Below are 24,466 nucleotides of genomic sequence, written 5' to 3'. Positions count from 1 at the left end.
TGGCGGTCCGAGTGTCTAGGTAGCGATGAGCACGAATCTCCAGTCCCCGGGGCAGCCGTTGCGGCGGCTGCCCGAGTCCACCGTGCCCGAGGGGTGCGCCGCCTGGAGCGAGGAGCAGGCGCGGGTGTGGACGCGGTCGCGACCGCCGATGTGGGTGCCGGTGCGGACGCGGCCCGTGCACCGTCTCGCCGTCGCCATGGTCGGCCTGATGGTCGGCTTCTGGCTGGCCGCCTTCGCGGGTGTGCCACCGGTCCTCGCCACGCTGGTCCCGCTGCAACTGGTGTGGCTGCTGGTGCGGCCCGAGGTCGTCCGGGTCACGTCGCCCCTGCTGACCCTCGTACTCGCCTGGTACGGCGACAGCCGCGACCCCGTCACCCTGGTCGGCTTCCTCGCCGTGAACACCGTCTGGGCGATGGCCGAGTTCCGGCTGAGCGCCGGCCGGACGCAGAAGCGGTGGGCCCTGGCGGCCTCCCAGGGCGTCACGGCCGCGATGCCGGACGGGGTCGGGCCACTGCGGCGCGGGCGGTTCCTCATCGCCCTGGGAACGGGACTGGCCCTCGTCGGCGGACTGTTCGTGTGTTCCGCGTCCAACTGGCCGGTCGCCGGGGACCGGCGCGAGGGGGCGATGGCCGGGTGGTTCGTGATCGGGTGCGGGCTCACCGCGCTGCTCTCCGGGTGGCTCGGACGCCGCAGGGCCGCCGCTCTGCGCCGGGCGCCCGTCCCCGTGCTCCGCGTGCTCGTGCGCGACGGCGCGGGCGGCGACGTCGAGGTCTTCGCCGCCGACGACGTGGTCGCGCTGCGACCGGTGTTCACCGTCTCGGCCGAGGAGTGGTACGACGACGGCGCCGGGGATGAGGGGGACGAGGACGCCGGCGGTCTCAGCGAGGAGGAGATGGACGCCCTTCTCGACTCGATCGAGAACGACGAGGAGGACGACGGCCGACCCGGACCGCTGCGGGAGGCGGTCCTGTACGGGACGCCTTACGAGGGTGGCGAGATCGTGATCGTCAGCGCGCCCGAGGACTCCGAGGACGAGGATCCCAAGGGGGCGGAGGGCGCGGCGGAGGAACTGGTCGTGGAGGCCTCCATCGGGCCGGTGCGGCCGTTGTCCGACCGGGCCGTGCGCGCTCGGACCGCGGCGGAGAAGGCCCGGGCCCGGCGCAGCGCCGCCTTCGCCGACCGGCGGGAGGCCGCCGCCGTCCTGACCGCCGGGCGGCTGGAGCCGGGGGCGGTACGGCGATGGCGGGCCGGGTGGCCGGACTGGGCCGTCTGCCTGGTGGCCCTGCTCTGGGCGGCCCTCATGGTGCTGAGCGAGGGAGGCGGCTGGAGGTACGTCCCGGGTGCAGTGGTGGGACTGATCGGGGCGCTGCTGCTGCCCGGCATGGCCGCGTGGCGGATCACCGCCGACCGGGACGGGCTCTGGTTCAACGGGATGCTCGGCGGGCGGCACATCCCCTGGGAGCACCTCATGACGGTGAAGTGCGAGGGCGGCGAACTGAAGGTGGACAGCCGCCGGACGCGGTTCGGCGGCGCGTGGACGGCGCACGCGCCCCGGTGGGCGCGGCTGGAGCGGCGCCTCGGCCTGATCCACCCGTACGAGAAGGTCGCCGCCGAGATCACCGCCATGTGGCGGGACCCGGCGCTGCGGCCCACCGGGGTGAGCCCCGACCGTGGGCGGGGCGGGGCCCTGTGGCCGCTGGGCGCGGTGCTGGCCGTGCTGTGGCTGGCGGCGCTGGTGTTCGTGCCGTAGGGGCTGAACGTGCCGTTGGGGCTGAGCAGGAGAAAGCCCCGGCCGGGGGAATTCGCCGGGGCCGGGGCTGCGCCTTCTCCTGTCGCTCTGCCGCTCTGCCGCTCCTGTTTCTCCTGTCGCTTCTCCTGCTGCACAGGGGCTTTCGGGGTGGGGTCAGATGCCCGCTGCCGTCGACAGGTCCCGCTTGATCGTGGCCAGGAGCTCCGTCGCCTTGGCGCGGGCGGCGGGGAGGCCGGCGTGGGCGGCCACCGGGACGACCACCTCCAGGTAGCACTTGAGCTTGGGTTCCGTGCCGCTGGGGCGGACGATCACTCGGGCGCCGTCGAGGGTGTAGCGGAGGCCGTTCGTGGGCGGGAGCCTGTCCGTGCCCCGGGTGAGGTCCTCCGCCTTGGTGATGGGCAGGCCGGCGAGGACGGTCGGGGGCTGCTCACGGAGCTGTTCCATGGCGCGGGCGATGACCGAGAGGTCCTGGACCCGGACCGAGAGCTGGTCGGTGGCGTGCAGCCCGTGCTCGACGGCGATGTCGTCGAGGAGGTCGAGGAGCGTGCGGCCCTCTTCCTTGAGCCGGGACGCCAGTTCGGTGACGGCGAGGGCCGCCGTGATGCCGTCCTTGTCGCGTACACCCCCGGGGTCGACGCAGTAGCCGAGGGCCTCCTCGTAGCCGTAGCGCAGGTCCTCGACGCGGGCGATCCACTTGAAGCCGGTCAGGGTCTCCTCGTAGGGGAGGCCCGCCTTCTCGGCGATCCGGCCGAGGAGCGAGGAGGAGACGATGGATTCGGCGAAGGTGCCTCGCGCGCCGCGCCGGACCAGATGGGTGGCGAGGAGCGCGCCCACCTCGTCACCGCGCAGCATCCGCCAGTCGGCGCCGTCCTTGACGGCCACCGCGCAGCGGTCGGCGTCCGGGTCGTTCGCGACGATCAGGTCCGGGTCGGTCTCGCGGGCCTTCGCGAAGGCGAGGTCCATCGCGCCGGGCTCTTCCGGGTTGGGGAAGGCGACCGTCGGGAAGTCCGGGTCCGGCTCGGCCTGTTCGGCGACGAGGACGGGCTCCGGGAAGCCCGCGCGGGCGAACGCGGCGAGGAGGGTGTCCCTGCCGACGCCGTGCATGGCCGTGTAGACCGTGCGGGCGGTACGGGGCGAGCCGGGGGCGAGAACCGCGTCCGTACGGGCCAGATAGGCGTCCAGGACGGTGTCGTCGAGGATGTCCCAGCCGCCGTCCGGACGGGGGACGTCGTCGAGGGACCGTACGGCGTCGATCTCGGCCGCGATCTCGGCGTCGGCCGGGGGCACGATCTGGGAGCCGTCGCCCAGGTACACCTTGTAGCCGTTGTCGCGCGGCGGGTTGTGGCTGGCCGTGACCTCCACGCCGGCCACCGCGCCCAGGTGCCTTATGGCGAAGGCGAGGACGGGCGTGGGCAGGGGGCGGGGGAGGACGGCCGCACGGAGGCCGGCGCCGGTCATGACGGCGGCGGTGTCGCGGGCGAAGTCGGCGGACTTGTGACGGGCGTCGTAGCCGATGACTACCAGGCCGCCGGTCTCGCCCTTCTTGCCCAGGTACGCGGCGAGGCCCGCGGCGGCGCGGATGACGACCGAGCGGTTCATGCGCATGGGGCCGGCGCCGAGTTCGCCGCGGAGGCCGGCTGTGCCGAACTGGAGGGTGCCGGAGAAGCGGGCGGTGAGTTCTGCCGTGTCCGCCGTGTCGATCAGTTCGGAGAGTTCGTCGCGGGTCTCCGGGTCGGGGTCCTCGGCCAGCCACGCGTGGGCGCGGGCGATCAGGTCGTCGTGCACGGGGAGTCAACCTCTCGTCTTTTGGTGGTGGGTCCGATTGTGCTCGCCCCCGCCGCCGCCCCCGCCGCCCCGACCCGTCTCAGGGGCGGCGCCCCTTCGGCCTCCGGGGGCGCCGGAGAGCTCGGGGCGGTGACGCGTCGGCGGGTGCGGGCGGGTTGTGGTGGATCGCGCAGTTCCCCGCGGTCCTAAGGGGTCCTTGCACTGTGAGCGCCCGGGGCGAGCGGTCTGGCACCGCGCCTCGCCGCGTCGCCGGAGAGTCCTGGTGGCTCCTCTCCCACGCTCGACTTCGCTCGCGCGGGAGTGGCCCCCGTCAAGGGCCCTCCGACGCCTTGCGACGCACGGCACCAGACCACGCGACCTCATCGGGTGCTCATAGCGCAAGGACCCCTGAAGGACCGGGCCCGGCGGGCCGGTCCGGAAGGGCCCGAGGCCCCCCTCCAGGGGCGCGGGGAACTGCGCGACAGGCCCTCACTCACCCGCATCCGCCGACGCGCGGGAAGTCCCGGGTCCTCCCGCGCCCCTCGCGCAGGCGACCCAGTACCCGCGTCTACAGGCGACCCAGTACCTGCGTCAGCAGCGCGCCCATCCGGGTGGCCGAGTCGCGGCCCGCCTGGAGGACCTCCTCGTGGTTGAGGGGTTCGCCGGTCATGCCTGCGGCCAGGTTGGTGACCAGGGAGATGCCCAGGACCTCCGCGCCCGCCTCACGCGCGGCGATGGCCTCAAGGACCGTCGACATGCCGACCAGGTCCGCGCCGATGACGCGGGCCATGCGGATCTCCGCCGGGGTCTCGTAGTGGGGGCCGGTGAACTGCGCGTAGACGCCCTCTTCGAGGGTCGGGTCGATCTCCTTGCACAGGGTGCGCAGGCGCGGGGAGTAGAGGTCCGTGAGGTCGACGAAGTTCGCGCCGACGATCGGCGACGTGGCCGTCAGGTTCAGGTGGTCGCTGATGAGGACCGGCTGGCCGGGGCGCATGCCGTCGCGGAGACCGCCGCAGCCGTTGGTGAGCACGATCGTCTTCACGCCCGCGGCGACGGCCGTACGGACACCGTGTGCGACGGCGGCGACGCCGCGGCCCTCGTAGTAGTGGGTGCGCCCCAGGAAGACGAGCGCGCGCTTGTCACCGATCTTGTACGAGCGGACCTTGCCGCCGTGCCCCTCGACCGCCGGCGGAGGGAAACAGGGCAGCTCGGTGACCTGGAACTCGGCCTCGGGGGCGCCGAGGGCGTCCACGGCCGGAGCCCAGCCGGAGCCCATCACAAGGGCGACGTCGTGGGTCTCGGAGCCCGTCAGCTCGCGCAGGCGCGCGGCGGCGGCGTCGGCGGCGGCGTAGGGGTCGCCCTGGATGTCGTCCGGAAGAAGAGATGCGTTCACGCGATGAGGGTAGCCGGTGCGAGCCTACGCGCGTAGATGGCGGGGCTCACGGCATCGGGATCGTTGTCTTGTCGTTTCCGACAGTTCCCACGGGGGCTTTCTCAGCAGGGGCGCTTGCGCAGTTCCATCACGTAGTCGTGGGGCGCGCCCGCCGACTCCGCCGCGTCCGCGATCTCACCCAGGTAGCGGGCCGAGGGCAGGCCGCCCTCGTAGCCGTTGAGGACGTAGACCCAGGCGGGTTCCTCGCCCTCCAGTGTGTGGACGCGGACCCGCATCCGGCGGTATATGTCCAGGCCGACGCCGACCCAGCGGTCCATCGCCTCCTCGTCCATGGGGGCGATGTCGTACAGCGCCACGAAGACCTGGGAGCGCGGCGCCTCGACGACCGTGGCCAGGGCGCCCTCCCAGCCCATGTGCTCGCCGCCGAAGGTCAGCCGCCAGTCGTTCAGCCAGCCGGTTGCGCGCAGCGGGGAGTGGGGGGCGCGGCGGGACATCAGCCGCGCGTCCATGTTGCCGGAGTAGGCGGCGTAGAGCGACATGGGGGAGAGAGTACGGGAGGGGGTGGGATGAGGTCGGGTGCCTGAGGGGTCGGGGGCACTGTCGTGTGGCGGCTGCGGGCTCGTCGGGGCTGGTCGCGGGGTTCCCCGCGCCCCTGAGGGGGCGCGGGGAACCCCCGGGGAAGTGCCACCCGCGCTCGTACGGGACAATGGAACATGTGACTCGGATCGTGATCATCGGTGGCGGACCCGGCGGATATGAAGCGGCGTTGGTGGCCGCGCAGCTCGGCGCGGAGGTGACCGTCGTGGACTGCGACGGTCTGGGTGGCGCGTCGGTGCTGACCGACTGCGTGCCGTCGAAGACCCTCATCGCCACGGCCGAGGTGATGACGACCTTCGACTCCTCGTACGAGGAGCTGGGGATCATCGTCGCCGACGACACCCCGCACATCGACACGCCCGCGCGTGTCGTCGGGGTGGACCTCGGCAAGGTCAACCGGCGTGTGAAGCGGCTCGCGCTGGCGCAGTCGCACGACATCACCGCTTCCGTGACGCGCGCCGGCGCGCGGGTCATGCGCGGGCGCGGGCGGCTGGACGGGCAGCAGGACCTGGACGGGTCGCGCAAGGTCGTCGTACGGGTGGCCGACGGGTCCGAGGAGACGCTGACCGCCGACGCCGTGCTCATCGCCACCGGCGGTCATCCGCGGGAGCTGCCCGACGCGCAGCCGGACGGGGAGCGGATCCTCAACTGGACGCAGGTCTACGACCTCGACGAGCTGCCGGAAGAGCTGATCGTGGTCGGGTCCGGTGTGACCGGCGCCGAGTTCGCCGGTGCCTATCAGGCGCTCGGGTCGCGTGTCACGCTCGTGTCCAGCCGTGACCGCGTGCTGCCGGGCGAGGACCCGGACGCCGCCGCGGTCCTCGAAGACGTCTTCCGGCGGCGTGGCATGAACGTCATGGCGCGGTCCCGGGCCCAGTCCGCCAAGCGGGTGGGGGACCGGGTCGAGGTGACGCTCGCCGACGGACGGGTCATCAGCGGGACGCACTGCCTGATGGCCGTCGGCGCCATCCCCAACAGCGCGGGGATGGGGCTGGAGGAGGCCGGGGTCAAGGTCAAGGAGTCCGGGCACATCTGGACCGACAAGGTTTCCCGGACGACGGCGCCCGGCGTGTACGCCGCCGGTGACGTGACCGGGGTCTTCGCTCTCGCCTCCGTGGCCGCCATGCAGGGCCGTATCGCGATGTACCACTTCCTCGGCGACGCCGTGGCCCCGCTCAACCTGAAGACCGTCTCCTCGAACGTCTTCACCGACCCCGAGATCGCCACCGTCGGCTACACCCAGGCCGACCTGGACGCCGGGGTCATCGACGCCGTCGGGGTGAAGCTGCCGCTGCTGCGCAACCCGCGCGCCAAGATGCAGGGCATCCGGGACGGCTTCGTCAAGATCTTCTGCCGGCCGGGCACCGGCATCGTGGTCGGTGGTGTGGTGGTCTCCCCGCGCGCCTCCGAACTCATCCATCCGATCTCGATCGCGGTCGACAACAACCTGACCGTCGAGCAGATCGCGAAGGCCTTCACCGTGTACCCGTCCCTGTCGGGATCGATCGCCGAGGTCGCGCGACAGCTGCACACCCGGAAGTCCGGCGACGGCGCCTGACGCGCACGCGGGCGGGTCCGGGCCCCGGGACTGCCCACGTTTCCGCCCCCGACGGCTCCTATATCACCTCTCGACCTACCGTGCGAACAACTTCTGTTATTCGGCGCAAACTGCTGAAAGGAGATGGTCGTTGGCGTTACTGTCAGTTTCGTGTTCGCTGCAGAACGTCGCCAATTGATCCTCGAAATGGTGCGGGCCAATGGAGCCGTGTCGCTCCGTGAGCTCGCCCGCGTCGTCCAGACCTCCGAAGTGACCGTACGGCGGGACGTGCGCGCTCTGGAGGCAGAAGGACTCCTCGACCGCCGGCATGGCGGTGCGGTATTGCCGGGCGGGTTCACGCGGGAGTCCGGCTTTCCGCAGAAGTCTCATCTCGCGACCGCCGAGAAGACGGCCATCGCCGACCTCGCCGCGAGCCTCGTCGAAGAAGGCGAGGCCATCGTGGTCGGGGCGGGGACCACCACGCAGGAGCTGGCACGCCGGCTCGCGCGGGTCCCCGGACTGACCGTCGTCACCAACTCCCTGTTGGTGGCCCAGGCGTTGGCCCATGCCAACCGTGTGGAGGTCGTGATGACCGGCGGCACCCTGCGCGGTTCCAACTACGCCCTGGTCGGCTCCGGCGCGGAGCAGTCCCTCCAGGGGCTGCGCGTCTCCAAGGCGTTCCTCTCCGGGAGCGGACTGACCGCCGAGCGCGGCCTGTCCACGTCCAACATGCTGTCGGCGTCCGTCGACCGCGCGCTGGTCCAGGCCGCCGCCGAAGTCGTCGTCCTCGCCGATCACACCAAGCTCGGCACCGACACGATGTTCCAGACGGTGCCGACCGATGTGATCACCCGCCTGGTCACCGACGACCCGCCGGGCAACGACGACCGTGCCGTCACCGAGTTGCAGGCCCTGGCCGACCAGGGCGTGCAGATCTCCGTGGCCGGGGCGGCCGGCGGCGGTGGTACGGGAGGCGATCCCGTCCCGGCGCGCCAGCCGCGCCGGGACATGCCCCTGCCGGGCCCCCGCCGCAACCAGGTCCACGGCTCGGCACCGCAACTGCGCAGCGCCGCGGTCCTGGGGGAGCAGTCGGCGGCCGGTGAGCGGGAGAGGGAGCGCGCGGCCCGGGTCGCGGACCTGCGGCGCCGCTGAGGGGTCCTTGCACTTTGAGCGCCCGATGAGGTCGCGTGGTCTGGTGCCGTGCGTCGCAAGGCGTCGGAGGGCCCTCGACGGGGGCCCCTCCCGCGCGGGCGAAGTCGAGCGTGGGGAGGAGCTACCAGGGCTTTTCGGCGACGCGGCGAGGTGCGGTGCCAGACCACGCGACCCGGGCGCTCATAGCGCAAGGACCCCAAAGCCTGTCGTTCGGATCACTCCCGGGCCGCGGGGCTTGGTGCGCGTTCCCCCACTCCTTGAAGGCGTGGGGGACCCCATCGCGTCGACTGTTCCTTGCAGGCGTGGGGACCCCCGTCACGTCGACGCTCTCCTCCGCCTCGCAGCCGCCCGCACCGAGCCCCGCTGACCGGCGGCCATCAGGCGCCGCGGGCCGAAGCCGGCACGGCCCGCGCGACGGACCCTGGAGGCACACCGTCACGGTCTCAGGCCGCGCAGGGTCAGCGTCAGCAGGCGGTCGGCCAACTCCGGGTCGTCCGGGCTCTCCTCGGCCGCCAGCGCGATCGCGTGGGTGAGCTGGAGCAGATCGCCGATGGACACGTCGTCGCGTACGGCGTGCGCCTGCTGCGCCCGCTGGAGCAGGGCGGTGCCCGCCTCCCGGATGGGGGCGCAGCACCTGGCCAGGTCCGACGGGTGTTCCGCCTCGGTGCGGGAGTCCGTGTAGGAGACCGTCATCAGGGCCTGGGCGAGACCGCGGTATTCACCCGCGTGGGTGATGATGTCGCGCAGCCACGAGATCAGCGCGGAGCAGGGCCGGGCCGCGCCGAGTTGTGTCCGGGCGCGGGCCAGGAGGTCGCCCACGGCTTCTTCGAAGACCGCGCTCAGCAGCGCCTGGCGGTTGGGGAAGTGGCGGTAGAGGGTGCCGATGCCCACGTCCGCGCGGCGGGCGATGTCCTCCAGGGAGGCGTTGGTGCCGTGGGCCGCGAAGGCGAGGCGGGCTTCCGTGAGCAGGCGCTCATGGTTGCGGCGGGCGTCGGCCCGCATCGGGCGGGCCCCCGCGGGGGGCCGGGCCGGGAGGGTGCTCACCAAGCGTCACCTGCTCTCTTCGCCGGGGTCTCTGCAGACTGGGAGCTCGGGTGACGGGGGAATTTCCGCGGGTGCGGTGTCCGCGCGGCGCCCCGCGCCCCTGGAAGCCGAGGGGCGCGGGGCTGTGTCCTGCGGTCCTCAGTCCTTGATCTCGCAGATCGACGCGCCGGAGGTGACGGAGGCGCCGATCTCGGCGCTCAGGCCCTTGACGGTGCCGGAGCGGTGGGCGTTGAGGGGCTGCTCCATCTTCATGGCCTCCAGGACGACGATGAGGTCGCCCTCCTTGACCTCCTGGCCCTCCTCGACGGCGACCTTGACGATCGTGCCCTGCATCGGGGAGGCGAGGGTGTCACCGGAGGCGGCCGGGCCCGACTTCTTCGCCGCGCGGCGCTTGGGTTTGGCGCCCGCCGCGAGGCCCGTGCGGGCCAGGGTCATGCCGAGGGCGGCGGGGAGGGAGACCTCCAGGCGCTTGCCGCCGACCTCGACGACGATCGTCTCGCGGTCCGTCTCGTCCTCGGCGTCGGTGTCGGCGGGGACGGCGAAGGGCTTGATCTCGTTGACGAACCCGGTCTCGATCCAGCGGGTGTGGACCGTGAACGGGTCCGTCGAACCGGTCAGTTCGGGGGCGAACGCAGGGTCCCTGACGACCGCCCGGTGGAAGGGGATGGCCGTCGCCATGCCCTCGACGGTGAACTCCTCCAGAGCGCGGGCGGCGCGCTGCAGGGCCTGCCGGCGGGTGGCGCCGGTGACGATCAGCTTGGCGAGGAGGGAGTCCCAGGCCGGGCCGATCACGCTGCCGGACTCCACACCCGCGTCCAGACGGACACCGGGGCCGGCGGGCGGGGTGAACGTGGTGACCGTGCCGGGGGCCGGGAGGAAGTTGCGGCCCGGGTCCTCGCCGTTGATGCGGAACTCGAAGGAGTGGCCGCGCAGCGGCGGGTCGTCGTAGCCCAGTTCCTCGCCGTCGGCGATGCGGAACATCTCGCGCACCAGGTCGATGCCGGTGACCTCCTCGGTGACCGGGTGCTCCACCTGGAGGCGGGTGTTGACCTCCAGGAAGGAGATCGTGCCGTCCAGGCCGACCAGGAACTCGACGGTGCCGGCACCGACGTAGCCGGCCTCCTTGAGGATGGCCTTCGACGCCGCGTACAGCTCGGCGTTCTGCGCCTCGGACAGGAACGGGGCCGGCGCCTCCTCGACCAGTTTCTGGTGGCGGCGCTGGAGGGAGCAGTCGCGGGTGGAGACGACGACCACGTTGCCGTGGCTGTCGGCCAGGCACTGGGTCTCGACGTGGCGGGGCCTGTCCAGGTAGCGCTCCACGAAGCACTCGCCCCGGCCGAAGGCCGCCACGGCCTCGCGGACGGCGGAGTCGTACAGCTCCGGGACCTCCTCCAGGGTGCGGGCGACTTTCAGACCACGGCCGCCGCCGCCGAACGCCGCCTTGATGGCGATCGGCAGACCGTGCTGCCCGGCGAACGCCACGACCTCCTCGGCGCCCGAGACCGGGTCCGGGGTGCCCGCGACGAGCGGGGCGCCCGCGCGCTGGGCGATATGACGGGCCGCCACCTTGTCACCCAGGTCGCGGATGGCCTGCGGGGGTGGACCGATCCAGATCAGGCCCGCGTCCAGGACCGCCTGCGCGAAGTCCGCGTTCTCCGAGAGGAAGCCGTAACCCGGGTGGATCGCGTCCGCGCCGGAGTCCTTCGCGGCCTGCAGCACCTTGCCCATGTCCAGGTAGCTGGTCGCCGGAGTGTCACCGCCCAGGGCGAACGCCTCGTCCGCGGCCCGCACGTGTGGCGCGTCCCGGTCCGGATCGGCGTACACGGCCACGCTCGCGATCCCGGCGTCCCGGCACGCCCGGGCGACGCGGACAGCGATTTCGCCTCGGTTGGCGATCAACACCTTGCGCACGATGGCTCCCTCTCCTTGAAACAAGCCGAGTTTAGGGACTGCCGACACGGCGTTTCGACCCGTCCACAATGGTGAGCTTGCCCACACGCAGCGTTAGCAGAGGCTCGCTCGACCGGCGAAATCCCTTGTCGCACAGCATGGCGTAGGACACCACGGCCAAACCCTAGCCCTCTGATGTGGTCAAGGTCTCTGTGTGGCAGCGCTGCGGCAGGTCGGGTTTCTTTGTGGAGTCCCTACTAATGGCCCAACGATTCTTTGCTCTCGGGATAACCCTTGTCCCCGGGTTTACCCGTTAGTAGCGTTCGCGATGTCTCGAAGGTGTACCTGGGGTAAGTGGAAGTGGGTGGGGGCCGGTGATCCGCAGACCGGTGGCGGTGGTCACGGCGATCGTGCTGATCGCGGAGGGGCTCGGGATCGCCGGGCTGCAGTGGTTCCTCGGCACCGTCGTCGACCGGCAGAAGATGTCGCTCGCCGGGCTCGATCCGGACGCGATGTCCGTCTCGACGAAGGCCGGGGGGCTGGTCTTCGGCCTCTACTTCGTCCTCTGCGGGGTGGTCGCCCTGCTCGTCGCGGTACGCAACCGGCCCGCCGCCGGGCTCGGACGGATCCTGCTCATCAGCGTGGCCGTCGTGCACGGGCTGCTCGGGGCGCTCACCGTCGGGCTGGTGGGGTGGGGGGCGTTCGCGTTCATGATGGTGGTGCTGGGGCTGGTGCTGCTCACACTGATGACGTACGAGCGGCGGGACGGGGCGGGCGAACCGTCCGACGCGGTCGTGTCCTCGGCGTCCAGCGCTTCGTGACGCCGCGGATCGGCTCACGCTCGCAGGTCAGTTCGTGCGCGGCGTCCACAACTCCGTGATCCCCACGCCCAGTCGGTCCAGCAGGCGGCGGACGAGGGGAAGGCTGATCCCGATGACGTTGCCGTTGTCGCCCTCGATGCCGTTGATGAACGGGGCCGAGCGGCCGTCGAGGGTGAACGCGCCTGCCACATGGAGGGGTTCGCCGGAGGCGACGTACGCGGCGATCTCCTCGTCGCTGGGGTCGCCGAAGTGGACGACCGTGGAGGCGGTGGCGGAGGTGTGGTGGCCGGTGGCGGTGTCGTAGACGCAGTGGCCGGTCTGGAGGGTGCCGGCGCGACCCCGCATGGACTTCCAGCGGGCGGTGGCCTCCTCGGCGTCGGCGGGCTTGCCGAGCGCTTCGCCGTCGAGGTCGAGGACCGAGTCGCAGCCGATGACGAGGGCGCCCTTGACCTCCGGCTTCGCCGCCACGACGGAGGCCTTCGCCTCGGCGAGGGCGAGGGCGAGGTCGGCGGGGGTGGGGGCCGTCACGGCGTCCTCGTCCACGCCGCTGACGATCACCTCGGGGGACAGGCCGGCCTGGCGGAGCAGGTTGAGGCGGGCGGGGGACTGCGAGGCGAGGACGAGGCGGCGGCGGGGCTGCGGATCGGTCATGGGGCCAGGGTATCGGCGTGGCTGCGGGTGCCGGCGTCGGTCCCGTGCCGCCCTCCCCGGCCGGCGTGCAGTCGTGCCGCTGAGGCGGCCACGGTGGGCGCGGCGGCACCTGGTGAGCGCCGAGTCGCGCGGCCTACCGCTGCCCAGCCCCCAGCCCCCAGCCCCCGGCCCCCGGCCTTCGGTCAGAGGATGCCCAGGACGAGCATGGCCACGAGCATGGCGCAGGCCATGAGGATGCCGAGCCGCCGAAGCATGTCCTGCGTGTCGCGCAGTTCCTTCGGCGGCTCGTTCTCGGGGTCGGACCAGAGCATGCTGCGATGGTGCGTCGCCCTGGGGGCCGGGCGCCTGAGTACGCGTACTCAAGTCGGTGGCAGAGGTTCCGCTCAGCCGGGCCAGTAGGTGCGGCTCCACGTGGTGGGGCCCGGGGCCGGGAGGCGGTGGGCGGCGATGCGGGACGGGTCGGACCAGGAGTCCCGGGTGTCGGGCGCGCCGGGCGGCTCGGCGGCAGCCGCCGCGGCGCGGGCGCGGACCACCGCCAGTGCGGCGGCCAGCTCCTCCGGGGTCGGATTGCCCCGTACGACCTTGATGGTCATGTCGGCTCCCAGCAGACCTAGAGGGGGATGTTGCCGTGCTTCTTCGGGGGAAGGGATTCCCGCTTGGTACGCAGTTGACGCAGGCCGCGGACGAGGTGGCGGCGGGTGTCGGAGGGGGTGATGACCGCGTCGACGTAGCCGCGTTCGGCCGCCGTGTAGGGGTTGAGGAGGGTGTCCTCGTATGCCTGGACGAGGCGGGCGCGGACGTCCTCGCGTTCGGCGTCGGGGGCGGCGGCGATGGTGCGGCGGTGGAGGATGTTGACCGCGCCCTGGGCACCCATGACGGCGATCTGGGCGGTGGGCCAGGCGAGGTTGAGGTCCGCGCCGAGGTGCTTGGAGCCCATGACGTCGTAGGCGCCGCCGAAGGCCTTGCGGGTGATCACCGTGATGAGGGGGACGGTGGCTTCGGCGTAGGCGTAGATCAGCTTGGCGCCGCGGCGGATGATGCCCTCGTGTTCCTGGCCGACGCCCGGAAGGAAGCCGGGGACGTCGACGAAGGTCAGCACCGGGACGTTGAAGGCGTCGCAGGTGCGGACGAAACGAGCCGCCTTCTCGGAGGCGTCGATGTCCAGGCAGCCGGCGAACTGCATCGGCTGGTTGGCGACGATGCCGACCGGGTGGCCCTCGACGCGGCCGAAGCCGGTGAGGATGTTCGGCGCGAACAGAGGCTGGGTCTCGAAGAACTCGAAGTCGTCCAGGACGTGCTCGATGACCGTGTGCATGTCGTACGGCTGGTTCGCGCTGTCGGGAACCAGCACGTCCAGCTCGCGGTCCTCGTCGGTGACGGCGAGATCGGCTTGGTCCGGGAAGGCCGGGGGCTCGCTGAGGTTGTTCGACGGGAGGTAGGACAGGAGCTGCTTGACGTATTCGACGGCGTCCTTCTCGTCGCCCGCCATGTGGTGCGCCACGCCCGATGTCGCGTTGTGGGTGCGGGCGCCGCCCAGTTCCTCGAAGCCGACGTCCTCGCCGGTGACCGTCTTGATGACGTCGGGGCCGGTGATGAACATGTGCGAGGTCTGGTCGACCATGACCGTGAAGTCGGTGATCGCGGGGGAGTAGACCGCGCCGCCCGCGCACGGGCCGACGACGAGGGAGATCTGGGGGATCACGCCGGAGGCGTGGGTGTTGCGGCGGAAGATCTCGCCGTACATGCCCAGCGCCATGACGCCCTCCTGGATGCGGGCACCGCCGGAGTCGTTGATGCCGACGACCGGGCAGCCCGTCTTGAGGGCGAAGTCCATCACCTTCATGATCTTCTGGCCGAAGACCTCGCCCAGGGAGCCGCCGAGGACGGTGAAGTCCTGGGAGAAGACCGCGACCGGGCGGCCGTCGACGGTGCCGTAGCCGGTCACGACGCCGTCGCCGTAGGGGCGGTTGTGCTCCATGCCGAAGTCGGTGGAGCGGTGCCGGGCGAACTCGTCGAACTCGACGAACGAGTCCTCGTCGAGCAGCAGGCCGATCCGCTCACGGGCAGTCAACTTGCCTTTGGCGTGCTGCTTCTCCACCGCGCGCTCGGAGCCGGCGTGCGTCGCCTCATGGATACGGCGCTGCAGGTCCGCGAGCTTCCCCGCGGTCGTGTGAATGTCGATCTCTTCCGGCTCGGACATCGGGATGCGGCTCCCTGCCTGCTCAATGGGGACGTGAGGGTGGTGAGGGCGGTGCGGGGACGTGAGGGTCGTGCGGGGACGTGCGGGACCTGCGGGGCGTGCGGCGGACGTCGAGGGAACGGGGCGTATCGGGTCGTATCAGTACGTGCTCAGAAGTGGCGGCGGTTACTCATCCGTAGCGTAGTGCTGCGCCTACCGTTCGGCAGTGCGGCGTTTACCACACCTAGGGTGGGTTGCATGACGCCGCGAGATGCCTCAGACGACAAGCCCGGCCACTCCGACGACTCCAGCGGCAGCCGGTGGTCCGACCTGGACCGGCCGCCCCTCAACTCCGCCGCGCTGCGCCGGGCGCTGGTCCGGCAGGGCGGGCTGTGGAGTTCCCTGGACGTCGTGTCGGCCATCGGCTCCACCAACACCGACCTCGCGGGGCGCGCCGACCGGCTGCCCGAGGGGGCCGTGCTCGTCGCCGAGAAGCAGGACGCGGGGCGCGGGCGCCTCGACCGGACGTGGACCGCGCCCGCGCGTTCCGGACTCTTCTTCTCCGTCCTCCTCAAGCCGGGCGAGGTGCCCGTCGAGCGCTGGGGCTGGCTGCCGCTCCTCACCGGCGTCGCCGTGGCGACCGGGCTGTCCCGCGCCGCCGGGGTCGACACGGCACTCAAGTGGCCCAACGACCTGCTGGTGACCGTGGGCGGCGAGGAGCGCAAGGCCGGCGGTGTCCTCGCGGAGCGCGCCGGCGCGGAGGGCGTGGTGATCGGTATCGGTGTCAACGTCAGCCTGCGGGAGGACGAGCTGCCGGTCCCCGGGGCCGGGTCGCTGGTGCTCGCGGGCGCGCTGACCACCGACCGCGATCCGCTGCTGCGGGCCGTGCTGCGGTCCCTGGAGGGCTGGTATGGGCGGTGGCGGGCCGCCGGCGGTGATCCGTCGGTGAGCGGTCTTCAGGAGGCGTACGCCGCCGGGTGCGCGACCCTGGGACGGAAGGTGCGGGCCGAGCTGCCCGGAGACCGGTCGGTCGTGGGGGAGGCCGTGGCGGTGGACGGGGACGGGCGGCTCGTGCTCGCGACGGAGGACGGCATGCAGGAACCGGTGGGAGCGGGGGACATCGTGCACCTGCGGCCTGTGTGACGGCCCCGCTCCGGAGGGCTGCGGCGGGGTCCGGGGACGTCGCTCCTTCGGGTGGCCCGTGGGGATGCCGGACATTGATGCTGGATACAGGCACCGGAAAGGGGGTACGCGCCCTTCGGCCCACCTGACGGAGTGAGCTGGCGCACACCTGCCGTAGAGTTGAGGCCGGTCGAGTACGTGACCGCGGGAGATCGGAAGGGCAGCAGGCGTGAGCGTCGAGGACACGGGCTCCGGCACGGACGCGCACGGCCGAGTCGACCCGCCGGGCGCGGACGCCGGCGAGGAGGACCCGCTGGCGCTGCGGCTCGAAGGGCTCATCCTCGGTGCCGAGCGCCGCTACACCCCTTTCCAGGCGGCGCGCAGCGCGGGCGTCTCCATGGAGCTGGCGTCCCGCTTCTGGCGGGCGATGGGCTTCGCGGACATCGGCCAGGCCAAGGCGCTGACCGAGGCGGACGTGCTGGCGCTGCGACGGCTCGCCGGTCTCGTCGAGGCGGGGCTGCTGAGTGAGGCCATGGCGGTACAGGTGGCCCGTTCCACCGGGCAGACCACGGCGCGGCTCGCCGAGTGGCAGATCGACTCCTTCCTGGAGGGCCTGACCGAGCCGCCGGAGCCGGGCATGACCCGTACCGAGGTGACGTACCCCCTGGTCGAGCTGTTGCTGCCGGAGCTGGAGGAGTTCCTCGTCTACGTCTGGCGGCGGCAGCTCGCCGCCGCGACGGGGCGGGTCGTGCAGGCGGCCGACGACGAGGAGATGGTCGACCGGCGGCTGGCGGTCTGCTTCGCCGATCTCGTCGGCTTCACGCGCCTGACCCGGCGCATGGAGGAGGAGGAGCTCGGTGAACTCGTCGAGGCCTTCGAGACGACGGCGGCGGACCTGGTGGCCGCGAACGGCGGCCGGCTCGTCAAGACCCTGGGCGACGAGGTCCTGTACGCCACCGATGACGCCGGCGTGGCCGCGGAGATCGCCCTGCGGCTCATCGAGACCATGGCAAACGACGAGACCATGCCCGAGCTGCGCGTCGGCATGGCCTTCGGCACGGTGACGACCCGGATGGGCGACGTCTTCGGTTCGACCGTGAACCTCGCGAGCCGGCTCACCTCGATAGCGCCCAAGGACGCGGTCCTCGTCGACGGCGCCTTCGCCGAGGAACTCACCCGCACCGGTGAGGCCCCCGCATCCGAGGCCGATGCCGCCGAGGCCGCTGCTGCCGCCGAGAAGGAGGGCGAGGAGCTTCCCACCTACCGCTTCGCCCTCCAGCCGATGTGGCAACGGCCCGTGCGCGGGTTGGGCGTGGTCCAGCCGTGGCTGCTGACGCGCAGGCCGGGGAGGGCGTGAGGGCCCGACGCGCGTCGGGCGCCTCGGGCGTGTGGGGTGCGGGTCGGGTGGCCCTGAGGCGCTGAAGCCCGTGAGCGGCGTGGCGGGGCGGCGGACCGGCGGGCCGAGGGTGTGTGGTGCGGAGAGCGTGGCTCGGGACGGGTGAGCTTGAGTGACGCGCCGGTCATGGCCCGTGGGTCGAGTGGCGATGGGCTGAGGTACCGGTGAGGTCGCCGGCTTGCCCGCCGGGCCCCGCCGCACCGTGTCGCTTGTGTGGGGCCCCGCCGCCGACGTGCCCCTCCCGCGCCCTCGACGGCCCGCACGCCCGAAGCCCCCGCCCCGCCCCGTCCGGCGCCCACCCAGCCGCCGGCGGCAGCACCCACAGCCGACCACGGCTTTCCCCGGAAGGGCCCGGCTGCGATGATCGGGGCGGCAGTAGTTAACCGACGTTAACCGGGAGGGTGTCATGGGTGACGGCGCGGCAGTGGGGCGGGACGGGCGGCGGTACGGGGAGTTCGTCGTCGTACGGCGGCACGAGTATGTCGCCGAGCTGGTCCTCGACCGGCCCAAGGCCATGAACGCCGTGTCGACGGAGATGGCCCGTTCCGTCGCGGCGGCGTGCGCGGCGCTGGCCGCCGACCGGGACGTACGCGTGGTCGTGGTGACGTCGACGCATGAGCGGGCGTTCTGCGTGGGGGCGGATCTGAAGGAGCGGAACTCGTTCAGCGACGCCGACCTGGTGCGGCAGCGGCCCGTGGCGCGGGCGGCGTACACCGGCGTGCTGGAGCTGCCGATGCCCGCCATCGCCGCCGTGCACGGCTTCGCGCTGGGCGGCGGCTTCGAACTGGCCCTGTCCTGCGACCTGATCGTGGCCGACCGTACGGCGGTGGTGGGGCTGCCGGAGGTGTCGGTGGGGGTGATTCCCGGCGGCGGGGGCACGCAGTTGCTGCCGCGTCGGGTGGGGGCCGCGCGGGCCGCCGAGCTGATCTTCACGGCGCGGCGGCTGGAGGCGGTCGAGGCGGGGGAGCTGGGGCTCGTGGACCAGGTGGTGGAGGAGGGGCGGGACCGGGCGGAGGCCTTGGCGCTGGCCGCGCGCATCGCCGCGAACTCGCCCGTCGGGCTGCGTGCGGCCAAGCGCGCGCTCCGGCTCGGCCACGGGCTCGACCTGCGCGCCGGGCTGGACGTCGAGGACGCGGCATGGCGTTCGGTGGCCTTCTCGGGAGACCGGACGGAGGGCGTGGCCGCCTTCAACGAGAAGCGGAAGCCCGACTGGCCGGGGGAGTGAGTCATGGGGCGGCCGGGTGACCTCACGGCGCGGGACCCCGGCCGCCCGGGGAGTGACGGGGCCCGCCTCGGCCGGTCGGCCCCAGGCTTGCCCGCCTCGGTCGGCGGCAGGCCCTCTCCCTCGGTCGGCGCCAGACCCTCCGGTACCGGCACCAGCCTCCTCTCGGCCCATCCCGACAGGCATCAGACCACCGCCCGCACCCACCCGTACCCCTGTTCGCTCCACTAACATCTCAAATACCCTCAAAGCTCCCTAGCCTGGAGTGATGGGTGAGGACAGACGGCTGAGGGCCGTGGTGGCGTTGGCGCGGGGGATGGCGGGGGCGCACACGCCGCGCGAGTCGTGGCGGGCGGCGGCGGACGGGGCGTGCCGGGCGCTGTCCGGGAGCTTCGCCGCGCTGTCCGTGTGGGAGCGGGAGCGGGGGGTGCTGCGGGTGCTGGTCAACGTGGGGAACCTGGCGGCGGACGAGGAGGAGTTCCCCGAGGACGAGACGTACCCGGTGCACCAGTTCCCGGAGATCGCGGAGTTCCTGCACGAGCGGTGGCTGGAGGGCGGTGAGCCCAACGCCTGGGTGGAGACGGCGGCCGGACCGGCCGCCGGGCGGCGCCCCGGCGGCTACTGCCATCAGCGGGTCGCGGCGCTGCGCCGGCGCGGGCGCGGCTGCTGCGTGGTGGCGCCCGTCGTGCTGAACGGCAGGGCGTGGGGCGAGCTGTATGTGGCCCGGCCCGCCGGAGAGCCCGTCTTCCACGGTGACGACGCGGCGTTCGCCACCGTGCTCGCCTCGGTCGTGGCGGCCGGGATCGCGCAGTCCGAGCGGCTGGAGGAGGCCCGGCGGCTGGCCTTCACCGACTCTCTCACGGGGCTGGGCAACCGGCGCGCGGTCGACCTGCGACTGGACGAGGCGATGGAGGCGCACCGGCGCGACGGCACGGTGATCAGCCTCGTCGTCTGCGACCTCAACGGCCTGAAGAAGGTCAACGACACCTACGGGCACGCGATGGGCGACCAGTTGCTGGAACGGTTCGGCTCGGTGCTCTCGCGCTGCGCGGCCGAACTGCCGAAGGTGCTGGCCGCGCGGCTCGGCGGCGACGAGTTCTGTCTGCTCGCCGTCGGGCCGTCGGCGGACGAGGTGGTACGGGTCGCCGGGGACCTCTGCGTACGGGCGCGGGCGCTGGAGCCGGGCGACGGGGTCGCCTGCGGGGTCGCCTCCACCGGGGACCCGATCGGGCCGCTGCGCTCGGCCCGGCGGCTGTTCCGGCTCGCCGACGCCGCGCAGTACCGGGCCAAGGCCGCCGGTTCCGTCGAGCCGGTCGTCGCCGGGCGGGAAGGCGACGGTGAGGAGGACCCCGTGGTCAGCCTCGCCGACCGGCCGCCCCCGCCGGTCGACCCCGCGCGCCCGGGGGACCGGCGCCGCATTCGCGGGCGCCGGTCCTAGGGCGGGCCGCGCGCGGGTCGGGTCGCCGCGCTGCCCTGGGCTGCCCACGGCCAAGGGGGGAGTGGGCCGTAGGCGGGTCTGTGGTGGTCCGGAGGACCCGGCGGAAAGCGCGACCGGGAAAGGAGGGGGCCATCGCGTCATCCGATGCTTCGACCCTAAGGGCGAGCAGGTGCCGTCAATGCTCTGGGCTGCCGGAATCTGATCAACCTCGGATGCTTCTCCGATCGTTCTCCGATCTGCTTCCGATCTACGCGGATAGCCTCGTCGGCGGGCACCAGCGGCCCGAACTGCTCCGTACGCGCGGGTAAGGAGTCCTCTCCCCGTTCGGTCGTGACATTCGACGATTCAGTCCCTACGATCCTGAATATGAATATGCACTCTGTGGACACGGTGATGCTCGGGACGTCCGGGGTCACCGCGGCCGACGTCCTCGCCGTGGCGCGCGCCGGCGCCCGGGTCGAGCTCTCCGACGAGGCGGTGGCGGCCCTCGCCGCGGCCCGCGAGATCGTGGACGCGCTGGCGGCCAAGCCGGACCCCGTCTACGGGGTCTCCACCGGCTTCGGCGCCCTCGCGACCCGGCACATCAGCCAGGAGCTGCGCGCCCGGCTCCAGCGCAACATCGTCCGCTCGCACGCGGCCGGCATGGGGCCGAGAGTGGAGCGCGAGGTCGTCCGCGCGCTGATGTTCCTGCGGCTGAAGACGGTGTGTTCCGGGCGCACGGGCGTACGGCCCGAAGTCGCGCAGACCATGGCCGACGTCCTCAACGCCCGGATCACTCCCGTCGTGCACGAGTACGGCTCCCTCGGCTGCTCCGGCGACCTGGCGCCGCTGTCCCACTGCGCGCTCACGCTCATGGGTGAGGGTGACGCCGAGGGCCCGGACGGTGTCGTACGGCCGGCCGGCGAGCTGCTCGCCGCACACGGCATCGCGCCCGTCGAGCTGCGCGAGAAGGAGGGGCTGGCCCTCCTCAACGGCACCGACGGCATGCTCGGCATGCTGGTCATGGCGCTGGCCGACCTGGAGAGGCTGTACACGTCGGCCGACATCACCGCCGCCATCACCCTGGAGGCGCTGCTCGGCACCGCCAAGGTCCTCGCGCCCGAACTGCACGCCATCCGCCCGCACCCGGGGCAGGCGGCCTCCGCCGCCAACATGCTCGCCGTGCTGAAGGGCTCCGGGCTCACCGGGCACCACCAGGACGACGCGCCGCGCGTGCAGGACGCGTACTCCGTGCGGTGCGCTCCGCAGGTGGCCGGGGCCGGACGCGACACCGTCGCGCACGCGCGGCTCGTCGCCCAGCGGGAGCTGGCGGCGGCGGTCGACAACCCCGTCGTCCTGCCGGACGGCCGGGTGGAGTCCAACGGCAACTTCCACGGGGCGCCGGTCGCGTACGTCCTCGACTTCCTGGCGATCGCCGTGGCGGACCTGGCCTCGATCGCCGAGCGGCGTACCGACCGGCTGCTCGACAAGAACCGGTCGCACGGGTTGCCGCCGTTCCTCGCGGACGACGCCGGGGTGGACTCCGGGCTCATGATCGCCCAGTACACGCAGGCGGCTCTGGTGAGTGAGCTGAAGCGGCTCGCCGTGCCGGCTTCCGCCGACTCGATTCCGTCCTCCGCGATGCAGGAGGATCACGTGTCGATGGGGTGGTCGGCCGCCCGGAAGCTGCGTACCGCCGTGGACCATCTCACGCGGGTGCTGGCGGTCGAGTTGTACGCCGGGACGCGGGCGGTCGAGCTGCGGGAGGGGCTGGTGGCCGCGGCGGCCACTCGGGCGGTCGTGGAGGCCGTACGGGAGGCCGGGGTCGAGGGGGCCGGGGGGATCGGTTCCTCGCGCCTGATCTGGCGTCGGCCGAGGCGTTCGTTCGGGACGGGCGGTTGGTCGCGGCGGCGGAGGGGGTGACCGGGCCACTGGCGTGAGGGGGCCTTTCGCCTCCGCCGGCGGAGGATGCGGGCTTGCTCGGCGGGTGCGGGGTGTGTGGTTGCTCGCGCGGTTCCCCCGCTCCTCAGCGGTACGGGGGCCCCGGTCACCCCACGGTGGTCAGTACACCTCGCGTTCGCGGCGGATCGAGTACGCGACGAAACCCCCGCCCAGGCCCAGGAGGGCGGTGCCACCGATGACGTAGGGGGTGGTGTTGGGGCTGCCGGTGTCGGCGAGTTGGGCGGTGCTGGGGTTGCCCGAAGAAGTCGTGCCGCCCGGAGGAGTCGTGTCGGCCGTCGTGGTCGTCTGCCGGCGTGGGGCCGGGGCGTCCTGCGTCGCGTTCGCGGACGGCACGAACCACAGGGCACCCAGGAGGGCGCCCGCGGCGGTGGCGGTCAGCAGGGACCGGCGGGCGGTGGGCGACGCGCGACGTGCGACGGACACGGAATATCGATCCCCTTGTGGCGCTGGCGAATTGGCCGTAGGGAGCGATGCTAGTGAAAGGCGCGGGTCGTGGGAAAGTCGCGTGACCTGTGCGCCGTACGCTCCGGAGCATGAGCGCAACTGAGACATCACAGTTTGTCCGGCTTCGGGTCGAGTTGGTGGTGGAGGTCGAGAACGTGGAGGCCGTCACGGGCGCCGCTCTGCGGCGGATCGCGGACGACTCCGATATGCCGAACGGCGAGCGGGTACACGCCGAGAGTGCGGTGACGAAGGACACGGCGGAGGCGCTCGCCTACCTGGTCGACCCGTTCGACCTGGTCGGCGAGGTGCCCGGGGTCGAACTCGCCCAGGCCTCGTGGAGCAGCGAGGGCATCGACTACGACCCCGATTCGCCGGAGTGGGACCTGGACGAGGATGATGACCGGGAGGACGAAGAGGAAGACGGCCTCGGCTGAGCGGCTCGGGAGATTCACTGGCCCCGGGTGGCAACCGCCGCCCGGGGTTCTGTCGTCTCACGGGGAGCATCAGTCACGTGTGCGCCGCCGCCGGGTCGCTGTCGATCCGATGCCGGTGGAGTGGCGTATCCCACATATCCGCGCCGGGCGGAACGGCTCGGTGCCGTGGTGGTGTTTAAGTGCTCACGGGGATCTTCGGGGTTTTGGGGATTCGGCAACGATGGAGAAGCGTGTGATGACGAACAGTAGGCGGCGCAGGGGCCTGTCGGTCGCGTCCGCACTGCTCGGCGGGGTGCTGGTGCTCTCTGCGTGCAGCGGAGGCGGCGGCGACAACGCGTCCGGGAACGACGGCGGGGACTCCTCGCAGGCCAAGGTCGACGAGGCGGCGGCCAGGAAGACCTCCGAGGCCGACATCAAGATCACCCCGAAGGACGGCTCCGACAACGCCTCCATCAACAACTCGGCCAAGGTCACCGTGAGCAAGGGCACGCTCACGGAGGTGAAGATGACCACCTCCGAGGGGACCGCCGTCGAGGGCGAGATATCCGCGGACAAGAAGAGCTGGGCGCCGAGCGTGCAGCTGGAGCGGTCCACCAACTACAAGATCACCGCCACCGCCCAGGACTCCGAGGGCCGTAAGGCCCACGAGAACGCGGCGTTCACCACGGTCTCGCCCGCCAACAGCTTCATCGGCAACTTCACGCCCGAGGACGGCTCCACCGTCGGCGTGGGCATGCCGGTCTCGATCAACTTCGACAAGGCGATCACCGACAAGGTCGCCGTCCAGAAGGGGATCACCGTCTCCACCAGCTCCGGCCAGGAGGTCGTCGGGCACTGGTTCAACACCAACCGCCTCGACTTCCGTCCCGAGGACTACTGGCAGGAGGGCTCCACCGTCACCCTGAAGCTCGCGCTCGACGGGGTCGAGGGCGCCGAGGGTGTCTACGGTGTGCAGCAGAAGACGGTGTCCTTCAAGATCGGCCGCAACCAGATCTCGGTCGTCGACGCCAAGACCAAGCAGATGAAGGTCATGCAGGACGGCAAGGTCGTCAAGACCATCCCGATATCCGCCGGTTCGCCCGAGAACAAGACCTACGAAGGCATCATGGTGATGTCGGAGAAGTTCAAGGAGACGCGCATGAACGGCGCGACCGTGGGCTTCACCGACGACGACGGCGAGGGCGAGTACGACATCAAGGACGTGCCCCACGCCATCCGCCTCACCACCTCCGGGACGTTCATCCACGGCAACTACTGGGGCGCCGACTCCGTCTTCGGCAACGTCAACACCAGCCACGGCTGTGTCGGTCTGAACGACACCAAGGGCGCCGACGACCCCGGCACCGAGGGCGCGTGGTTCTACAGCAACTCGATCGTCGGTGACGTCGTGGTCGTCGAGAACACCGGCGACAGGACGGTCGCCCCCGACAACGGTCTCAACGGCTGGAACCTGAGCTGGGCCGACTGGAAGGCCGGCTCGGCGGTCTGACCCGCCCGTCGCCTCCGATCCACCGTCAGCTGTGAACACCGATGCCGCCCCCGGGGGGCGGCATCGGTGTTCACAGGTCTGCGCACAGGATTTTCATCAGGCACCTACCCGAACCCCTGTACGGTCTGGGGGCAGACCTGACCGTCACCTGGCGGGCGAAGCGGGATCTTCAGCCCGTCATGCCCCGGCTGGTGTGCCGCGC

General features: G+C 72.1%; 20 protein-coding genes and 1 pseudogene. 11 read left to right on the top strand and 10 right to left on the bottom strand.

Translation table 11 applies throughout. The features are described from left to right. Positions 1–25 precede the first annotated feature (25 nt). On the top strand, positions 26–1,750 hold the full coding sequence (locus tag WBG99_RS12450) for a hypothetical protein (protein WP_338896397.1): 1,725 nt from the start codon (positions 26–28) through the stop codon (positions 1,748–1,750). Between the two features lie 153 nt (positions 1,751–1,903). On the opposite strand, the gene WBG99_RS12445 is transcribed toward WBG99_RS12450, so the two are convergent. From WBG99_RS12445 to WBG99_RS12435, 3 genes are all read right to left on the bottom strand, one after another. Further along, on the bottom strand, positions 1,904–3,535 hold the full coding sequence (locus WBG99_RS12445; RefSeq protein WP_338896396.1) for a phospho-sugar mutase: 1,632 nt from the start codon (positions 3,533–3,535) through the stop codon (positions 1,904–1,906). Between the two features lie 547 nt (positions 3,536–4,082). Further along, the gene (locus WBG99_RS12440) at positions 4,083–4,907 is read right to left on the bottom strand and encodes a purine-nucleoside phosphorylase (RefSeq protein ID WP_338896395.1); all 825 of its coding nucleotides are present in this window, start codon (positions 4,905–4,907) and stop codon (positions 4,083–4,085) included. 101 nt (positions 4,908–5,008) lie between these two features. Then, the gene (locus tag WBG99_RS12435; protein ID WP_338896394.1) at positions 5,009–5,446 is read right to left on the bottom strand and encodes a gamma-glutamylcyclotransferase; all 438 of its coding nucleotides are present in this window, start codon (positions 5,444–5,446) and stop codon (positions 5,009–5,011) included. A 167-nt stretch (positions 5,447–5,613) separates the two neighbouring features. Between WBG99_RS12435 and WBG99_RS12430 the strand changes: the two genes are divergently transcribed. Both WBG99_RS12430 and WBG99_RS12425 read left to right on the top strand, forming a co-directional pair. Then, positions 5,614–7,062 carry an NAD(P)H-quinone dehydrogenase gene (locus tag WBG99_RS12430; protein ID WP_338896393.1) on the top strand — a complete coding sequence of 483 codons (1,449 nt, stop codon included), beginning with the start codon at positions 5,614–5,616 and terminating at the stop codon, positions 7,060–7,062. Positions 7,063–7,185: 123 nt separating this feature from the next. Next, positions 7,186–8,193, top strand: coding sequence for a DeoR/GlpR family DNA-binding transcription regulator (locus WBG99_RS12425; RefSeq protein ID WP_338896392.1), 1,008 nt, complete (start codon positions 7,186–7,188; stop codon positions 8,191–8,193). A gap of 435 nt (positions 8,194–8,628) precedes the next feature. Here the strand turns inward: WBG99_RS12425 and WBG99_RS12420 are convergent, their stop codons facing one another. Continuing rightward, entirely contained in the window at positions 8,629–9,195 is a 567-nt protein-coding gene (locus tag WBG99_RS12420) for a helix-turn-helix domain-containing protein (RefSeq protein WP_338900313.1), read from the bottom strand. 180 nt (positions 9,196–9,375) lie between these two features. Next, on the bottom strand, positions 9,376–11,148 hold the full coding sequence (locus WBG99_RS12415; protein WP_338896391.1) for a biotin carboxylase N-terminal domain-containing protein: 1,773 nt from the start codon (positions 11,146–11,148) through the stop codon (positions 9,376–9,378). 353 nt (positions 11,149–11,501) lie between these two features. On the opposite strand from WBG99_RS12415, the gene WBG99_RS12410 reads away from it, so the two are divergent. Continuing rightward, positions 11,502–11,948: a hypothetical protein gene (locus tag WBG99_RS12410; RefSeq protein ID WP_338896390.1), complete on the top strand. Its 447-nt coding sequence runs from the start codon at positions 11,502–11,504 to the stop codon at positions 11,946–11,948. Between the two features lie 27 nt (positions 11,949–11,975). Here the strand turns inward: WBG99_RS12410 and WBG99_RS12405 are convergent, their stop codons facing one another. The 4 genes from WBG99_RS12405 to WBG99_RS12390 form a co-directional block, all read right to left on the bottom strand. Then, the gene (locus WBG99_RS12405; protein ID WP_338896389.1) at positions 11,976–12,599 is read right to left on the bottom strand and encodes a nucleoside triphosphate pyrophosphatase; all 624 of its coding nucleotides are present in this window, start codon (positions 12,597–12,599) and stop codon (positions 11,976–11,978) included. Positions 12,600–12,781: 182 nt separating this feature from the next. Next, positions 12,782–12,910 (bottom strand): hypothetical protein, encoded by a 129-nt coding sequence (locus WBG99_RS12400; protein ID WP_338896388.1) that lies wholly within the window; start codon positions 12,908–12,910, stop codon positions 12,782–12,784. Between the two features lie 72 nt (positions 12,911–12,982). Continuing rightward, positions 12,983–13,192 carry an acyl-CoA carboxylase epsilon subunit gene (locus WBG99_RS12395; RefSeq protein ID WP_338896387.1) on the bottom strand — a complete coding sequence of 70 codons (210 nt, stop codon included), beginning with the start codon at positions 13,190–13,192 and terminating at the stop codon, positions 12,983–12,985. Positions 13,193–13,209: 17 nt separating this feature from the next. Beyond that, complete coding sequence (locus WBG99_RS12390) at positions 13,210–14,799, bottom strand: acyl-CoA carboxylase subunit beta (RefSeq protein WP_338896386.1); 1,590 nt, start codon at positions 14,797–14,799, stop codon at positions 13,210–13,212. Between the two features lie 237 nt (positions 14,800–15,036). Here WBG99_RS12390 and WBG99_RS12385 point away from each other — a divergent pair, with 237 nt between their 5' ends. The 5 genes and pseudogenes from WBG99_RS12385 to hutH all read left to right on the top strand — a co-directional run bounded on the left by WBG99_RS12385 (position 15,037) and on the right by hutH (position 21,875). Then, on the top strand, positions 15,037–15,921 hold the full coding sequence (locus tag WBG99_RS12385) for a biotin--[acetyl-CoA-carboxylase] ligase (protein WP_338896385.1): 885 nt from the start codon (positions 15,037–15,039) through the stop codon (positions 15,919–15,921). A gap of 208 nt (positions 15,922–16,129) precedes the next feature. Then, a complete protein-coding gene (locus WBG99_RS12380) occupies positions 16,130–17,257 on the top strand; it encodes an adenylate/guanylate cyclase domain-containing protein (RefSeq protein WP_338896384.1) in 1,128 nt (375 codons plus the stop codon). A 445-nt stretch (positions 17,258–17,702) separates the two neighbouring features. Continuing rightward, a complete protein-coding gene (locus WBG99_RS12375; protein WP_338896383.1) occupies positions 17,703–18,521 on the top strand; it encodes an enoyl-CoA hydratase-related protein in 819 nt (272 codons plus the stop codon). A 265-nt stretch (positions 18,522–18,786) separates the two neighbouring features. Next, positions 18,787–19,956: a sensor domain-containing diguanylate cyclase gene (locus tag WBG99_RS12370; RefSeq protein ID WP_338896382.1), complete on the top strand. Its 1,170-nt coding sequence runs from the start codon at positions 18,787–18,789 to the stop codon at positions 19,954–19,956. A gap of 381 nt (positions 19,957–20,337) precedes the next feature. Next, positions 20,338–21,875 (top strand): annotated as a pseudogene (hutH, locus tag WBG99_RS12365) (histidine ammonia-lyase). A 121-nt stretch (positions 21,876–21,996) separates the two neighbouring features. On the opposite strand, the gene WBG99_RS12360 reads toward hutH, so the two are convergent. Next, positions 21,997–22,320, bottom strand: a complete 324-nt coding sequence (locus WBG99_RS12360; protein WP_338896381.1) for an LPXTG cell wall anchor domain-containing protein — start codon at positions 22,318–22,320, stop codon at positions 21,997–21,999. Positions 22,321–22,430: 110 nt separating this feature from the next. On the opposite strand from WBG99_RS12360, the gene WBG99_RS12355 reads away from it, so the two are divergent. Then, on the top strand, positions 22,431–22,775 hold the full coding sequence (locus WBG99_RS12355; protein WP_338896380.1) for a hypothetical protein: 345 nt from the start codon (positions 22,431–22,433) through the stop codon (positions 22,773–22,775). Between the two features lie 235 nt (positions 22,776–23,010). Continuing rightward, positions 23,011–24,264 (top strand): Ig-like domain-containing protein, encoded by a 1,254-nt coding sequence (locus WBG99_RS12350; protein WP_338896379.1) that lies wholly within the window; start codon positions 23,011–23,013, stop codon positions 24,262–24,264. Positions 24,265–24,466: the final 202 nt, after the last annotated feature.

Origin of the sequence: Streptomyces sp. TG1A-60, from assembly GCF_037201975.1 — a bacterium.
Classification (GTDB): Bacteria; Actinomycetota; Actinomycetes; order Streptomycetales; family Streptomycetaceae; genus Streptomyces.
The sequence above is the reverse complement of the archived record's forward strand: the minus strand, read 5'-3'. Positions and strand labels throughout refer to the sequence as shown.